Source organism: Empedobacter sp. UBA3239 (assembly GCF_002362875.1).
GTDB classification, from domain to species: Bacteria; Bacteroidota; Bacteroidia; order Flavobacteriales; family Weeksellaceae; genus Empedobacter; species Empedobacter falsenii_B.
This window is the reverse complement of the sequence record NZ_DEVJ01000068.1, coordinates 24944-41753: the sequence shown is the minus strand read 5'-3', so window position 1 is coordinate 41753 and position 16810 is coordinate 24944. Positions and strand designations below refer to the sequence as shown.

Sequence of the window (16810 nt, the reverse complement as noted above, 5' to 3'; positions counted from 1 at the left end):
TCAACTTCTCTCTAGCTATTATAAAGAGGAGGTTAGCGAGGTTTTTATTTTGTTATATTACTATTATTGTGTAAAAAGCAACTGGACAAAAGTGGACAAATGCGGGCAGAGCAGGGCAAATGCGGGCACAAAATTGTGTTTTTGTAAATGGCGTTGTTTCTATTGTTGGAACAAATGACAAAGCGAAAGTTGAAAAATTATTAAATGATACTTTTGGTAAATGGAATAGCAAATCGAAGTACGAAAAAGCGTATCCAACTTTTACAGCAACGAAAAAAGAGGATAAACTTTATAACATTCCAGACAAAGAAAATGCTGCTGCAGTTGGATCAATTAACTTCAAAATGAATCGTGAAAGCCTTGATTATGCTGCAATGATAATGGCAAATGAAATGATTGGAAGTGGAGGATTTTTATCTGCTCGTATTCCTATGTGATTAAGAGAAAAAGAAGGAATCAGCTATGGTGCAGGTTCATATGTTTCGATTCCAAACGATCCTAAAAACGATGTTTCTTCTTGGGGATATTATGCATTTTTAACCCCTACAAAACGTGAAGCGGTTGAAAAAGCATTGAAAGAAGAAGTTGCAAAAGCATTGAAAGATGGCTTCACAGCGGACGAATTGAAAACAAATATTGTAAGTTGGAAAAACGGTCGTACAACTTCTTTGGGAACTGACGGAACTTTGTTAGGCTTATCAAATGGTTATTTATTGGACGGAATTACGTTTGATGAATTTGATAATTTAGAGAAAAAAGTAGATCATTGAATGTAAACCAAGTAAACGAGGTTTTCAAAAAGTACATGTCTTTGGATAAATTGACTTCTGTTTACACAGGTAATTTTGATAAAAAGTAAATACAATTCATATTAATTAAAAGAAAGCTTCAGATTATTCTGAAGCTTTCTTTTATGATTTATTTAGAATAAAAATCTGCATAATTATTCATTTTCGGTTTAAAATGTGAAAAAATTTGTTAAAAAATCCTCATTTTAACATCATACTAAGTTTTTGGCATCATAATTTCTTAACACAAAAAACAATAAAAAAACAATTAACCTTAAATAATAGTTCATATGCAAGGATTAGAAGAAAACAATCAACCAACAAACAAAGGAAAAAATGGTTTAGTAGTTCCTTTGGCATTAGTCGGAATCTTATTAGCAGGAAGTGTAGGATATAATATTTATCAAGCAAATCAAATCGGAAATCTTGAAAAAAATGAATCTTTAAACTCTCAAATCCTTAAAAATGAAACAGGTCAAAAAGATCAAATTCGTAAACAATATGATTCGATTTTAAACGACTATACACAATATAAAGCACGCATAGAAGATCGTAACAATTTATTGGGCGATAAAGAAAATATGATTCAGTTAAAGAATCAAGATATTCAAGAAATTTTAGATAAAGACAATCCAACTGCAGAGGAAATGAATCGTGCTCGTAAAATGATTAATGATTTAGAAGGAAGTGTAAAAAATTACAAATCTGAAGTTGCTCGTTTACAAAAAGAAAATGCAATTCTTGTACGTAGCGTTGACGAATTAAATAATAAAAATTCTGCTTTAACAACAGACAACAACAATTTAAGAGAAAACAATAAAGAGTTAACATATAACTACGAAACAGAAAAAAGTGTTCGTCAAAAAGACAATGCAATTTCGAAAGGAAAGATCAATGAATTAAGTTCAACTTTGTCTGTTTCTAATCAACAAATCAAAGGAATTCGTGTAAGAAATAGTGGAAAAGAAGTTGAAAAAACACGTGCAAAACGTATTGATAAAATTCGTGTTTCTTTTGATGTAGATCGTAATTCGAGAACAGAATCTGGAGACAAAAAATTATATGTTGCTATCTATAATCCTGACGGAACATTAGGAAGATATGGAAATACGCAAGGCGGACAAATTGAATTGAGATCTGGAGATACAGTTAATTTCTCTGATGCAATCAACTTTAATTACACAAACGGACAAACAAAAAATATTACGTTTGATTGGGAAAACGAGGAATTCCAAAAAGGAGTTTACACGTTCAATGTTTACGAAAATGGATTTAAGATTAGTCAAGCAAAAATAACCCTAAACTAATTATTGACACAAGACTAACCAAGAAAGCTCAGCAATTGCTGAGCTTTTTTGATTTAATATATCTTTTAAATATTATCGTTTCAAAAGATTGATACTAACAGTTGCCAATTCACTGTTTGGATATTTTTTGAACAATGTTTTATCTGGAACTAAACCAGTTTCTTGACAAATTCGATGAAAAACATCGACTTCTACAATATATTGATCCGAAAATCCATGCGTTGCATCATACGCTGTTGCAGGTGTATTTCCTAAATTCTCCGCCGTTAAATCTGGAGCAATCGTATGTAATTCGATCAATAACAAACCAAATTTATCTACATAAGGTGCCCATTTTTTGAGATGATTCAATAAATTTTGTTCCACATCATTATTTGACAATCGTTTTCCTCTAAATGCAAAAGCTCCAGTAGAAGCACTAATTCGATTTGTTTTGACATCTTCTACATCTTCCCAAATTCGATTATGATCTAAAAATGTTCTAATGTTTAATAAATCACTCAACTCTATTGAATAATCATTTTTCAAATCTGTTGCCAAACGATCTGGATCACCAATATCGCCCCAAATCACTTTTGCCCAAATATCATTTTTAATTAAATTGGCACGCGTTACTTTCAACGCTGCTTGATTATAATCTGCACCAACCAAAAAAAGTGGATATTCGTCGAGATGTTTTCCGCGTAAAGTTTGACGTTCTATCACATCATACAAATGTTGCAAAAGCGCTCCATTCCCGCATCCCATATCCAAAATCCCTTTCGGTTGCTCTTCTATCGGGCGATTAAAAATATCTACAATAAACTCATCAATCACCTTGAAATAAGTGGAATGCGCTCCTCCACTACCCCAAACATTCATTTCGCGATTCACATGTTGCTCATCTTCACCATCGGTAATTTCACGCAATTTTGTTGGTGAACCGAAAAGCAAATCATTCAACTTCGCAAACATTGGCAAATAAGAAACTGTAACGCCATACGATGTTGCACGACGCGCAAAAAACAGTCCTATTTCGGTGAATTTATAGTTTTTTTCGTGTTTTGTAAACCAACCTAATTCGGTTAATCGTTCCAAAATTTTCTCGAACGTTTGTGGATTTTTGTGAAATTCATCTGGATTGAAAGAAGCTTCCATAAAGTATTTATGAAACAAACCGCTCATTCCCATTCGCACAATAATTGGCCCAACTAAAACGCCTTCGATATGTTTGGTAATTTGATAATGCAAAGGTTTTTCAAGAAACTCTTCGTCATCAGCAGTAATCAAATAGATTTTATATTTATCAAATAATTTGATCCATTTTTTGCAAAATTCATCCGAAAAATCATGTTGATTGATGACTTCATCTTCTGCTAAAAAAACAGCTAAATCGTGGTAAATATCAATATTAGTAAATGCTCTATCTGAATATTTATTGGTTTGAATCTCGACGCTATTTTCTGCATTATTCACTGAATATTCTAACATATTCTGCGAAGCCAACACACGCAAAGCAACATTTAGATAACCTTCGTTTGCCTGAAATTCGTTTGTCAATTCTTCTAACTGTATAGTTTTACGCTCGACGATATAATGCAAAGCTCCTTTTTTAGCCAAAGCACTTAATACCGGAGCCGTTACCAAACCATCGAGATGTCTAAAAATTAACGATCTCAAATATTTTTTATCCATTTTGGTTGATTTTTTCTACTATAAATATATTGAAAATTGCGAGATGTTGATGTGAAGGTTATTGTAAAATTTTAAAAATAGAAATAAAAAAACCTCATCTATTGACAAGGTTTTTGATGTATGTGATTAATCAATTTTTATAAAATTACCATTCAAATCAAATTTCAAATCGACATTATTTTGTAATAATTCAACTTTTATTTCTTTATCTTTTGTATCCATTTCAATTGATTTCGCATCAATTTTAGGATATTTAGTTTGAAGATATTTTTGAATATTATCTGGGAAAAATTTAATCGGAATCGCTTTTCCTAAACCATTTTTCACCTCTTTCCAATCACCATTATCTGTAAATTCTATTTTTGTTCCGTCTTTTAACTGAATATTATATGTTGTGATATTGCGTTCAACTTCTTTTATCGCATTCACAAACTCCATATTACCAAAGTTTTTCGAAACAAAATTTTGTGCATTAATAGGTAAACTATTTGCTGAAATCACCGTTTCATTTGGATCAATATTTACCGTTTTTTGTTGACCATTATCTTGTAAAACCTCATAAGTATTTTGTGAAGTCGATGACTCTGGATGATTCGCAATATCACTTTCCGAAACAATTGGCTGTTCTGCAACTTCAGATTTACTTGTGATAACTTCTGAGTTTTCTGTTTTCTTCGATTCACACGAAGAGAAAACTAAGCTTAAAATGACTGCTGTTGATAAAATTATTTTTCTCATGATTTGGATTTTAAACGTTTATCAACAAGCATTATACCATAAAAAAAGCTGATTAAAAATTTAACCAGCTTTTAAGAATTTATTTTTTCTTCTGAACTAAAATCAGGTATTCCCAAGGTTTTAATTTCAGTTTTGTTGTTGCATCAAATGTCACATCTTCGTTGTTCATAAAGTTTTTGTACACACCATTAATTGGAACTATAATTTCTTTATTTGCTTTCGTAAAATTCGCAATAAAATAAGCTTCTGTCGTATTTTTATGACGTTTGAACGCTAAGATAGATTTATCATCAGATGTTTTCAAACGTTCGTAAGAAGCCGCTTTTTTCGCTCCATTAAATGCTTCATTTGTGATTTTAAGTTCTCCTAACTTTTCATAAACGCCACGCATTTTTGAAGTTGGATTACGATCAATAGAATCTTTGACAAAGAATTTTAAACGACGATTAAAATCTTCTTCTTGTCCATTATAAATCAATGGAATTCCTGGTAAAGTATACGTTAATGCAGCAAATGTTTCGACCGCATCACCCATTCTTTCGTACTCAGTTCCAGCCCAAGAATTTTCGTCATGATTTGATGTGAATAATAATTTATAATCGTCCGCTTGCCATTTTTTCGGAATCGAATCCATGTACGCATCAATCGCAGAAACATTCTTTTTACCTTTTGCAATATCATTCATGATATGATGAATTTCCCAACCATAAGCAGCATCAAATGCATTATTTGCTAATAAATCTGGTTTCTCTGTTTCACCTAACATAAAAATTTCGCGACCTTTTGCCAATTGAGGTTTTGCTTCGTTCCAAAAATCTGTTGGAACTTCGTGCGCCATATCACAACGGAAACCATCAATTTTGAAATCATCTAACCAATATTTCATATCGGCAATCATCTGTTTGCGCATTTCTTTGTTATCGAAATTTAACGCCACAACATCCGACCAATCGTAAGGAGAATGCATTTTCCCGTTCTTATCTTGTTCGTACCAATCAGGATGTTGTTTTACCCAAGGATGATCCCAAGCCGTGTGATTCGCAACCCAATCCAAAATCACATAGATTCCGTTTTTGTGCGCTTCATCAACCAATTTCTTAAAATCTTCGGCATTTCCAAATTCTGGATTGATTCCTCTATAATCTTTGATCGAATAATACGAACCTAAACCTTCTTTTCGATTTTCTTCTCCAATTGGGTAAATGGGCATAATCCAAAGGATTTTAACCCCTAATTTCTTGATATTCGAAATCTCTTTTGTAACCGCTGCAAAAGTTCCTTCTGGTGAAAACTGACGAACATTCACTTCATAAATCACAGAAGTTTCTGCCATATCAGCCGTAAAAGGCAAAATGCTTTGTTCTTTCCTTTCAGTTTTAACGTCTTCTGACTTTGTTTCTTTTTTGCTTTCACAACTTGTTAAAAACAAAGTTGTCATCAAGGTTAAACCAACTATTTTTTTTATCATTTTTCTTCTATTACTTCTCAAAAAACTAATTCACTTTTTCCAATAATACAATATTGGAAGTCGTATTCAATTCTAAATTTCCGTTCACAACTTTTCCAGAAAAACCTGAATAAGCATCGCGAACTTTGGTACCATCTTTCCAAACAGAACTTACATTAATTGTTTTTTTTTCAATTGGCATTTCCAAACCAATCACCACTTCGTCTGTCTTATATTTTCTTGTAAAAATATACGGAGAATTTTGCAAATCTGTTTGATTTCCTGCTCCAACCGCTGGATGATTTCGTCTAAATTGTCCTAATTTTTGGTAATGATTCAATAATGATTCCGTTTCTGAATTTGGTTTAATATCTTCCCAGTTCATATTCGAACGAAGATTTGCATCTCCATCAACACCTTCAATCTCTAACGGACGAGCCGTTTCGTCTCCATAATAAATTTGCGAAATCCCTGGCGCCAATAACAATCGAGTTCCTGCATCCCAAGTATTTTGACGATTTTTATCAAAAGGCGAACCGTCATCGTGCGAGGTAATGTAGCTCATCACAGACTTTCCTTTCATCTTCTTTTGAAGAATATCATTGTATCGATCAAAAACAGTTTGATTAGATTCTTTTTGAGTTGAACGCAAATCGAAATTGATTAACGCATCAAATCCATTCTCGAAATAATTAACCGTTTTATCAGGAAAATTATATTGCTGACCATCATTAATCGAATATCCATAAACTTCTCCTAACAAGAAAAACTTATTTTGATCCAATACTTTTATAGGATTATTCGCTTTATATTCAGCAAACGCATCTTGACAAATTTCTTCGAATTTCTTCCAAACATTTTCTTCCGTATGTTTCACCGTATCGACACGATAACCATCAATTCCGTACTTACGAATATAGTCTGAAAGCCATTTCATGATATAATATTTCGGTGCTTTTGGAAGATTATATTTCGCGAAAAAAGCATTCAATTCAGCAACTTCTTTGTCTAAACGACCTTCTTGCGACCATTTTGCTAACAATTGCGGAGGCAACATCACATCATTTTCTGATTCCGTTAAAATGTCTGGAAGATTTTTTACCAACGTACATTCAATCGTCGTTTTGTAAGACTCATAGGTACATTGTGGAGAAATACGAACCCAATCAGCAGGAAAAACACCATCTGAATTTGTGACTGGACCTGTGTGATTAATCACCGCATCCAACATAATACGAATGCCTTTCGCATGGGCTTTATCAACCAATTCTTGCAACTCCTTTTCAGTTCCCCAGTTTTTATCAATCGACGTCCAATCTTTTGTCCAATAACCGTGAAATCCATATGTTTTCCCTTGACCTTCGTCAACATATCCATGAATTTGCTCCACAATCGGTGTCATCCAAATCGCATTAACTCCTAAATCTGAAAAATAATTATCTTCGATTTTATTGATTACCCCACGAAAATCTCCTCCTTCAAAACCTCTTAATTTAGATGTTTTAGCAGTTCTCCCGTAATTAACATCATTCTTTTTATCTCCATTCTCGAAACGATCAGTCAATAAAAAATAAATATTTGCACCATTCCAAACAAATGGTTGTTTTTCTGAATGATTTGTCTGCGTAGCTTGTGTTGTTGTTTTTGAGCAAGAACTTAAAAACAATGAAGCTATTCCTAATGTGAAAAGTATTTTTTTCATACTAAAAAGTTTTGAGTAGTAAGTTTTGAGTATTGAGTAACAAGTTTCTCAATACTCATCACTCATTACTTATTTAATTTCTTTGATACTAATTGCAAAACCTCCACCAGCTTGAGATGTTAAATCTAAAACAGATTTTGAATCAACCTTTTTTGTTTCGATTTTATAGGCTTGTGGATTTGTTTTGTAATGCGCATCTTTTGCATCTGCATAGATTTTCGCTTCGTATTTTTTTCCTTTAGCTAAGAAATCTAATTTAATTTTCGTTGAACGAGGCGTTTCACCATTTACATTTCCAACAAACCAATTGTTCGAATTTTTATCTTTACGCGCAATTGTTAAATATCTTCCTGGTTCAGCTTCCAAATAATTAGAATCTTGCCAATCTACTGGTACATCTTTGATAAATTGAAATGCATCATAAAATTGTTTGTAATGCTCAATAATATCAGCAGCCATTTGTAAAGGAGAATACATTGTCACGTATAAAGCCAACTGATTTGCAATCGTAGAATTAACGTGTGAATGATTGTTTGGATTTAATTTTTTCACATCCATTTCGAAAATACCAGGCGTGTAATCCATTGGTCCACCTAAAAGACGCGTGAAAGGTAAAACCGTTACGTGATTTGGTTTAGAACCACCGAAAGCTTGGTATTCTGTTCCACGTGCAGATTCGTTTCCAATTAAATTTGGCCATGTACGCGCAACTCCTGTAGGACGAACCGCTTCGTGTGCATTAACCATTATTTTATAATCAGCCGCTTTTTCGATTGCATATTGATAATGATTAATTGTATTTTGGCTGTAATGATAATCTCCACGAGGAACAATATCACCAACATATCCACTTTTTACTGATGTATAACCATTATCGTTCATGAATTTATATGCTTTATCCAAATGTCTTTCGTAATTACGAATTGATCCCGAAGTTTCGTGATGCATCATAATTTTTACACCTTTTGATTTTGAGTAAGCATTTAACATTTTCACATCAAAATCTGGATAAGGCGTTACAAAATCGAACACGTAATCTTTATGATTACCAAACCAATCTTCCCAACCTTCGTTCCATCCTTCTACTAAAACAGCATCAAATCCATTTTCTGCAGCAAAATCAATGTATTCTTTTACACGCTCGTTATTTGCACCATGTTTTCCGTTTGGTTTCGCATTTTTATAATCGGTTATACCTAATTGTACTGTGGGGAAATCGTCTGTATAAGCCCAAGAGCTTTTTCCTGTAATCATTTCCCACCAAACTCCAACGTATTTTACAGGTTTGATCCAAGAAGTATCTTTAATTTTTGAAGGTTCATTTAAATTATAAATTATTTGCGGCCCTTTAAATGCAACTTCTCTTGCATCATCGCTCGCAATAATTGTACGCCAAGGCGTATTAAAAGGTGCTTGTAGATATCCTTTATCGCCCAAAGCATCAGGAGTCAACCACGATTCGAATGTTAATGTTTTATCATCTAAATTCAAACTCATTGCAGGATAGTTAATCAACGCAGCTTCATGTAAATTGATGTAAAGTCCGTTTGTTGCTTTCATCATCAAAGCTGTTTGTACACCTGTTTTTGAGAAAGATTGTTGAGATGCATTTCCAATATAGGCTTGATCAAATAATCCCCTAATTTCTGATAATTTAGATTCCGTGTAGTCGTATTCTTGCGTATCGTAATCGCCAGGAATCCAAAAAGCTGTGTGATCTCCCGCCATTGCGAATTGCGAATGCTCTTCTTTGATGACAAAATATTTTAAGTTCTTTTGTTCTGGAAACTCGTAACGGAAACCTAATCCTTCATTAAACAAACGAAAACGAATAATCATTTGTCGATCTGTATTTGGTTGAGAAACCGTCACCGCTAATTCGTTAAAATTATTTCTAATCTTGTCTACTTCTCCCCAAACTGGTTTCCAAGTTTCGTCGAATGTTGACGTTTTAGTATCAATAATTTTGAAACCTGAAAAAAAGTTTGCGATGTCTTTTGCGCGTTCATCTTCTACACGATCTTGAACGGCAAAATCCATTTCTTTATGTTTCGTTTTAAACTCAAATCCTAAATGACTTGGTTTTACAACATCTTTTCCTTTGTACTTTAACTGATAGGTAGGTTTTCCATCTTTAGATAAAGAGAAATCCATCACAAAATTTCCATTTGGAGATTTCAACTCTTGTCCATAAACCATATTCATCATCGCGATTCCTAACCCTAGTATAAACTTAAAGTTTTTCATATTTCTTGTTTTTGTTTTATTGTCTGTTTTATGCTTTACGCCTAATGCTTAAAGCAATAAATTTCTTGTCAAGCTGAACTTGTTTCAGCTTATCATCCTCTACTTTATGTGATCCTGATATGAATTCAGGATGACTTTTATATTTCATTCATTTTTGTCTTGACACAAAAACGAATCAAAAAAGTCAAGGCCGTAAATCTATTTGACTAAAAATTTAAACCGTTTCGAGAATGATTTAAAAATTTGCTATCGCTCATTAAATCATTTTTACTCTTCACTTATTAAATTTTATTAACATCATAGATTTAATGCCATTTTTAAATACATTTTCAGAATAAACTTAGAACGTAGAACTTAAAACCTACTACTTTTTAAGTTCAATAATCATCGAAGATTTACCATCAATTGTGATTTCTCCGTTTATATTGATTGGTAAAACTTTGTCTGAAATAATATCTTTTCCAGAAGTAAATCCGTTTAATGATTCTGCAAAACGATCTAATTTGAACGTCTGTTTTTCTGGATTTGCATTCAAAATAACCATTACAGATTCGGTATCATTGTATCTAAAATAAACGTAAACATTACTCTGTGGCATATAATGCTTCGTTTTTCCTGAATGAATAACTTCTTTATTTTTTCGCCAATTGAAAAGTTTTGCTGTAAAATCATGAAACGTTTTTTGCTCCGCAGTTCTTCCTTCATTTATAAAAGCCGATTGCTTATCTGACTTCCAACCACCAGGAAAATCTTGTCGAATTGCTGCATCACCTTTACTTTTATCTCCTCGCATCCCGATTTCAGAACCGTAATATACTTGAGGAATTCCACGAACAGTCGAAATTAAGGACAAACCAAGTTTGTAATCATTCACATCTCCATTCATCACTTCATTCCAACGCTCTGTATCGTGATTTTCCATAAATACAAACATATTATTGACATTTGGATACAAGAAATCATTGGTAAATGAATTATATAATTTGATCATTCCTTTGTCCCACGATTCCTCTTCCTTGATTGCTTTTGGCAATTCTGAGAACAATGGAAAATCCATTACCGAAGGTAAATACGAATTATAATTATCGATTTCAGCAATTTTAGAATCTTTTTGCCAATACGAAATATGCGCAGGTGAATACATCCAAGCTTCTCCAACTACATTGAAATTTGGATATTCTGTCGTAATTGCTTTTACCCATTTTGCCATTCCTTCTTTATCATTATATGGATATGTATCGACACGCATTCCACCTAATTCTGCATATTCTATCCACCAAATTGCATTTTGCGTCAGATAATTTAGCACCAACGGATTTGATTGATTCATATCTGGCATTGTATAATCAAACCAACCATTCAAAGCTTCTTTTTTGTCTACTTCTGCCGCGTTTTTATCAAATTGGGTTGTTGTACGATAATTGGAACGACGAAAACCATCTTTTCCTCCAGGAAATTTGTGAATCCAATCTTGCGAAGGCAAATCCTGAATCATCCAATGCGAAATTCCCCAATGATTTGTCACATAATCTTGAATCAACATCATTCCTCGTTGATTTAATTTTTGTGATAATTCGCGATAATCTTCATTGCTTCCGTAACGTCCATCAATCTTATAAAAATCAGTTTGTGCATAGCCGTGATACGAATGTTGTTTTTCGTTATCTTCATTAACAGGCGTTAACCAAACCGCTGTTGCACCAAGATTTTGTAAATAATCTAAATTGTTGATGATTCCTCGCAAATCCCCACCATGACGACCATCTGGAATAGAACGATTGGCTTTATCTGTTAATTCTTTCTTCGAATCGTTGCTTTCATCACCATTGGCGAAACGATCTGGCATAATCAAATACACCATATCTTTTGATGTAAAAGATGCTCGATTTGCAGAATTTGGCTGACGATTTTTTAACTCGTATGTATACGAATCAACGATTTTGTTTTTGTTTTTGATGTTAATTTTGAATGATGATTTGTTTACTTCATTCGTATTAATCGTTACAAAAACATAATTCGGATTTTCAGTTTTCTGTAAATTTTGAATTTTAACATTATCCGATAATTCAATATTGTATTTACTAATATCTTTTCCATAAACTAGAATTTGAACTTCTGGATTTTTCATTCCTTTCCACCAAAACATTGGCTCCACTTTTTGAATTTGTGCAAAAGCAAATGTTGATAGGAAAGATGATAATAATAGTATTTTTTTCATGTTTTTTGTTTTTTTGATACCTCGACAAGCTCTGTATGAAATTTACTTTACTACATTAATGAAATTGTCATTCTGAGTTTATCGAAGAATCTTTTTTAAATTCTCTGTCCAGCTGAACTTGTTTAATCTTCTCATTATCTGCTTCATTTGATCCTGAAATGAGTTCAAGATGACTTTTTTAAAATAGGTTTTCAGAATAAACTTAGAACTTAAAACGTACTACTCTAAATAAAAATACCCTGAAAACCGAAGCCTTCAAGGTATTAGATTCCCTTTATTAAATCGAAGGCTGAACAACTACTTTCTGGTCGAAAACATAAACCTCTAACGGTTCTGTTCCTTCCAATTCAAATGTTGTTTCTCCTTTATTTACAATAACTTTTAGGATTTGATGACGGAAATTTACTTTAAATGTAAAACCTTCCCATTGTTCTGGTAAACGCGGCTCAAAATACAATTGATCGTTTTTCACACGCATTCCACCAAATCCTTCTACAATCGACATCCAAGTTCCTGCCATAGATGTGATGTGTAATCCTTCGTGAACTTCTTTGTTATAATCATCTAAATCTAAACGAGAAGTTCTCAAATAAAATGTATACGCTTGCTCCATTCTCCCCAACGTTGCCGCTTGGATAGAGTGAACACAAGGTGATAATGATGATTCGTGAACTGTTAATGGTTCGTAAAAATCAAAATGTTTTTCTAATTGATCTCTTGAGAATTGATCTTCAAAATAATAGAACGATTGTAAAACGTCAGCTTGTTTGATGTAAGCCGAACGTAAAATTCTGTCCCAAGACCATTTTTGATTAATTGGACGTTCTTCTTTTGGTAATTCAGAAACAGGTGTTAAATCTTTATCCAAGAAACCATCTTGCTGTAAATAAATTCCTAATTCTTCGCTAAAAGGAAAATAAATATTCGATGCAACTTCTTTCATCTCTGCTAATTCAGCATCAGTAATATTTCTCTTTGCAGCGATACGAGCAAAATCTTCTGGATAATTTGTTTTGACATTTTCAACTTGTTCCAACAAATAATTCATACACCATTGTGCACAATAATTAGAATGAAAATTGTTGTTAACGTTATTTTCGTATTCGTTAGGTCCCGTAACACCTAACATCACATATTGTTTTTTCTCGTTTGACCAATTCACACGCTGTTTCCAAAAACGTGCAATTCCTAATAAAACTTCTAAACCAGCTTCAGGAATGTAGGTTTGATCTCCCGTAAAACGAACATAATTGTAAATCGCAAATGCAATCGCTCCGTTTCGGTGAATTTCCTCGAATGTAATTTCCCATTCGTTGTGGCATTCTTCACCATTCATCGTAACCATCGGATACAAAGCTGCTCCTTTGTTGAAACCTAATTTCTCTCCATTTTCAATCGCTTTATCCAATTGATTAAAACGATACATTAATAAGTTTCGCGCAACTTCTTGATTTTTTGTTACCATATAAAATGGCAAACAATACGCTTCTGTATCCCAATAGGTAGAACCTCCGTATTTCTCTCCTGTAAAGCCTTTTGGACCGATATTTAAACGCGCATCTTTTCCAGAATACGTTTGATTTAATTGAAAAATATTAAAACGAATACCTTGTTGCGCTTTTGTATCACCTTCTATAGTGATATCAGCCATTTCCCAAATCTTTGCCCAAGCTTCTTTTTGGTTTATTAACAATTGTTCATAACCTTGTTCATTTGCTTGAGATAATACATTTTCGGCAGCGTTAATTAATTCATTTTTAGGATGATTTGTCGAAACAACATAACCTCCAAATTTCTCAATTGTCGCGGTATCATTCGCTTTTACCTCAACTTCATATGTAAATTCTACTTTTGTTTCAGTTTTAACATCACTTGTTGGTGTATTTTGTTGATAACTTCCATTTACCAAGATTTTATTCTGCATAAATGTTACGACTTCAAAATGAGTTTTGAACGTACGCCCTTGTACAAAACCTTGTTCACCTTTAATTTCAGAAAAAATTGGTTCCCAAAAAATCTCTTCCCAGTTCGCATCTTCGTTCTTTACAGCTGCATCAACATAAGGTTTGAAGACAATTTTCGCATCACCATTGATTGGTTTGATGTCATATTTAATTGCTCCTAATTCATCTAAATTAGCAGAAAGAAAACGTCGAACAAAAACCTCAATTTCTAATCCTGAAGGTAAAATCGCAATAAATGAACGATCCAATAAACCTTCTTTCATATTCAATTCGCGACGGAAATTTTTAACTTCTTTACAAGTGTTTAAATCAAATTTTTCACCGTTAATTTCGATGTCAATTCCAATCCAAACTGGCGCATTTAATACTTTTGCAAAATATTCTGGATAACCGTTTTTCCACCATCCCACTTTTGTCTTGTCAGGATAATAAACGCCGGCAATATAGCTTCCTTGAAATGTATCACCTGAATAAAATTCTTCGAAATTGGCACGTTGTCCCATTGCTCCATTACCAATAGAAAATAAACTTTCAGACGATTTTACACGATCTTTTTCAAACCCTTCTTCGATAATTGACCACGCATTCGGGATGATATAATCTTGATTCATTTTGTTAGTTGTATGTAGTTTGTATAATTATTGATTGATTAATTCGACCAAGAAATCCTCTGAGATTTCAGTAAAATTTTTAAAGTTGTATTTCGCTTCATTCAAAACCGAAGCTTCTCCAATTCCGATGCTTGTCATTCCTGCTACATTTGCTGCTTCAATTCCTGCAACAGAATCTTCAAATACAATTGAATTTTCGTTTGTTTGATTCGCTTTTTTCGCTCCAACGATAAAAACTTCTGGATCTGGTTTTGCGTTAGAAACATCGTTTCCATCTACGATATCATCGAAATAATTTAGAATATTAACTTTCTCTAAAATTGGACGTGCATTTTTAGAAGCTGATCCCAAAATAATTGGTTGATTGTTTTCTTTTAGAAAGTTTAAAACGTCTATAACGCCTGGTAAAATTTCAGAATCGTCCATCTTATCGATGTATTCTAAATATTCTTTGTTCTTCTGAATTAACCATTCGTTTTTCTGCTCATCAGAAGCTTCAACATTTCCCAATCCAAGAATAATTTCTAATGATCGCACACGAGAAACACCTTTCAATAATTCGTTATGTTCGTGCGTAAAATCGATGTTTAGATTATTCGCTAATTTTTTCCATGCTAAATAATGGTACTTTGCAGTGTCGACGATGACACCATCTAAATCAAAAATAAATGCTTTAGTTTTCAAAATGATTATGCTTTGATTGGTTCATCCACATCTTTTACGCGCGTTACAAAAAGTGCTGCAATAATTAGCGCAACACCGCTGGTAACAATGGCGTAGATTGGATTATCGTGATATAAATATTTTACAATTGGACCGCCCAAAAGAGCGTTGATGATTTGAGGCATACAAATGAAGAAATTGAAAATTCCCATGTAAACACCCATTTTTTTCGCTGGAATTGCTCCCGCTAAAATTGCATAAGGCATCGATAAGATACTTGCCCAAGCGATTCCTACTCCGATCATGGAAAGGATTAATAATTTTGGATCGTGAATAAAATAGATTGAAATTAATCCTAATCCTCCACAAATTAATGAAATAGCATGTGTTGTTTTTCGACCAAATTTTAAGGCTATTGCTGGTAAAAAGAAGGCGAATATTGCAGAAATTCCGTTGTAAACTCCGAAGATAATTCCAACCCAATCCCCTGCTTTTTGGTACGTTTCTGAATGTGTATCATTCAAAGACAAACCGTACACATGATGAGCGATTGCAGGCGTAGCAAATACCCACATACCGAATAATGCAAACCACGTAAAGAACTGTACTAAACCTAATTGTTTCATCGTTTTTGGCATATTCCCAAAATCGGTAAAAATCTGTGTTAAGCTTGCTTTTTCTTCAACAATTGGTTCTCTACCTTCTGCTTTTTCGAAAGCGTCTAATTCTTCTGGCGAATATTCTTTTGTTGTAAAAATGGTAATTAAAACGGTTACAATAATTGCAATTGCTCCAATAATGAATGATAAAATTAAGTGAAACGGAACTTCTCCTTCCGCTGCAATACTTGAAACACCAAACCAGTTGCTCAAAATATAAGGCAACCACGAACCGACAACAGCTCCTAAACCAATAATTACAGTTTGAATTGAATATCCTAATGTACGTTGATCCGAAGGCAACATATCTGCTACAAATGCACGCATCGGTTCCATCGCGATATTGAATGAAGCATCCATTATCATCAAGAATCCAGCACCCATCCATAATGCAGGCATCAATGCCGTAAATGCACCTGCTTGTGGCATTAAGATTAATCCGAAAGAAGCCAATAAAGCTCCTACTAAAAAGTATGGTTTTCTTCGTCCAAATTTAGACCAAGTATTATCTGAATAATGACCAATAATAGGTTGAACAATCAATCCCATTAGCGGTGCAACAATCCAAAACCAAGACAATTCGTGCACATCGGCACCAAATGAACTTAGAATACGGCTCGCATTTGCGTTTTGCAAGGCGAAACCCATTTGAACTCCTAGATATCCGAAACTTAAATTCCAGATTTCAAGAAATCCTAATCTACGCTTTCCCATTATCGTAATTTTTTTATGTATTTTACGATAAGCGTTTTATGCTTATCAAAACTATATTTTTGTAATTTGAGAAGTAAA

General features: G+C 33.3%; 11 protein-coding genes and 1 pseudogene. 3 read left to right on the top strand and 9 right to left on the bottom strand.

The genetic code is table 11. From position 1 onward, the window contains the following. Positions 1 to 119: 119 nt before the first annotated feature. The 3 genes and pseudogenes from B4G36_RS10475 to B4G36_RS10465 form a co-directional block, all read left to right on the top strand. Positions 120 to 569: pseudogene (locus B4G36_RS10475) on the top strand (insulinase family protein); the annotation flags it as partial. 3 nt (positions 570 to 572) lie between these two features. Beyond that, the gene (locus tag B4G36_RS10470) at positions 573 to 770 is read left to right on the top strand and encodes a hypothetical protein (RefSeq protein WP_291063876.1); all 198 of its coding nucleotides are present in this window, start codon (positions 573 to 575) and stop codon (positions 768 to 770) included. A gap of 308 nt (positions 771 to 1078) precedes the next feature. Further along, a complete protein-coding gene (locus tag B4G36_RS10465) occupies positions 1079 to 2095 on the top strand; it encodes a hypothetical protein (protein ID WP_291063872.1) in 1017 nt (338 codons plus the stop codon). A 72-nt stretch (positions 2096 to 2167) separates the two neighbouring features. On the opposite strand, the gene B4G36_RS10460 is transcribed toward B4G36_RS10465, so the two are convergent. From B4G36_RS10460 to B4G36_RS10420, 9 genes are all read right to left on the bottom strand, one after another. Then, a complete protein-coding gene (locus tag B4G36_RS10460) occupies positions 2168 to 3769 on the bottom strand; it encodes a class I SAM-dependent methyltransferase (RefSeq protein ID WP_291063870.1) in 1602 nt (533 codons plus the stop codon). A gap of 126 nt (positions 3770 to 3895) precedes the next feature. Next, positions 3896 to 4507, bottom strand: a complete 612-nt coding sequence (locus B4G36_RS10455; RefSeq protein WP_291050761.1) for a PepSY-like domain-containing protein — start codon at positions 4505 to 4507, stop codon at positions 3896 to 3898. Between the two features lie 79 nt (positions 4508 to 4586). Next, positions 4587 to 5975 (bottom strand): alpha-amylase family glycosyl hydrolase, encoded by a 1389-nt coding sequence (locus tag B4G36_RS10450; RefSeq protein ID WP_291063868.1) that lies wholly within the window; start codon positions 5973 to 5975, stop codon positions 4587 to 4589. A 25-nt stretch (positions 5976 to 6000) separates the two neighbouring features. Beyond that, positions 6001 to 7656, bottom strand: a complete 1656-nt coding sequence (locus tag B4G36_RS10445; RefSeq protein ID WP_286495095.1) for an alpha-amylase family glycosyl hydrolase — start codon at positions 7654 to 7656, stop codon at positions 6001 to 6003. 69 nt (positions 7657 to 7725) lie between these two features. Next, positions 7726 to 9903, bottom strand: a complete 2178-nt coding sequence (locus B4G36_RS10440; protein ID WP_291063866.1) for a glycoside hydrolase family 97 protein — start codon at positions 9901 to 9903, stop codon at positions 7726 to 7728. A 364-nt stretch (positions 9904 to 10267) separates the two neighbouring features. Further along, on the bottom strand, positions 10268 to 12121 hold the full coding sequence (locus tag B4G36_RS10435) for a glycoside hydrolase family 13 protein (protein ID WP_291063864.1): 1854 nt from the start codon (positions 12119 to 12121) through the stop codon (positions 10268 to 10270). Positions 12122 to 12398: 277 nt separating this feature from the next. Further along, entirely contained in the window at positions 12399 to 14696 is a 2298-nt protein-coding gene (locus B4G36_RS10430) for a glycoside hydrolase family 65 protein (RefSeq protein WP_286495099.1), read from the bottom strand. 27 nt (positions 14697 to 14723) lie between these two features. Next, positions 14724 to 15380 carry a beta-phosphoglucomutase gene (gene pgmB, locus B4G36_RS10425; RefSeq protein WP_291063861.1) on the bottom strand — a complete coding sequence of 219 codons (657 nt, stop codon included), beginning with the start codon at positions 15378 to 15380 and terminating at the stop codon, positions 14724 to 14726. A 5-nt stretch (positions 15381 to 15385) separates the two neighbouring features. Continuing rightward, positions 15386 to 16732 carry an MFS transporter gene (locus B4G36_RS10420; protein WP_286495101.1) on the bottom strand — a complete coding sequence of 449 codons (1347 nt, stop codon included), beginning with the start codon at positions 16730 to 16732 and terminating at the stop codon, positions 15386 to 15388. Positions 16733 to 16810 lie beyond the last annotated feature (78 nt).

Bases quoted from the DNA above. Each gene is read 5' to 3' on its own strand.
- B4G36_RS10465 (WP_291063872.1), top strand. From the start codon at position 1,079: ATGCAAGGATTAGAAGAAAACAATCAACCAACAAACAAAGGAAAAAAT.
- B4G36_RS10460 (WP_291063870.1), bottom strand. From the start codon at position 3,769: ATGGATAAAAAATATTTGAGATCGTTAATTTTTAGACATCTCGATGGT.
- B4G36_RS10455 (WP_291050761.1), bottom strand. From the start codon at position 4,507: ATGAGAAAAATAATTTTATCAACAGCAGTCATTTTAAGCTTAGTTTTC.
- B4G36_RS10450 (WP_291063868.1), bottom strand. From the start codon at position 5,975: ATGATAAAAAAAATAGTTGGTTTAACCTTGATGACAACTTTGTTTTTA.
- B4G36_RS10445 (WP_286495095.1), bottom strand. From the start codon at position 7,656: ATGAAAAAAATACTTTTCACATTAGGAATAGCTTCATTGTTTTTAAGT.
- B4G36_RS10440 (WP_291063866.1), bottom strand. From the start codon at position 9,903: ATGAAAAACTTTAAGTTTATACTAGGGTTAGGAATCGCGATGATGAAT.
- B4G36_RS10435 (WP_291063864.1), bottom strand. From the start codon at position 12,121: ATGAAAAAAATACTATTATTATCATCTTTCCTATCAACATTTGCTTTT.
- B4G36_RS10430 (WP_286495099.1), bottom strand. From the start codon at position 14,696: ATGAATCAAGATTATATCATCCCGAATGCGTGGTCAATTATCGAAGAA.
- B4G36_RS10420 (WP_286495101.1), bottom strand. From the start codon at position 16,732: ATGGGAAAGCGTAGATTAGGATTTCTTGAAATCTGGAATTTAAGTTTC.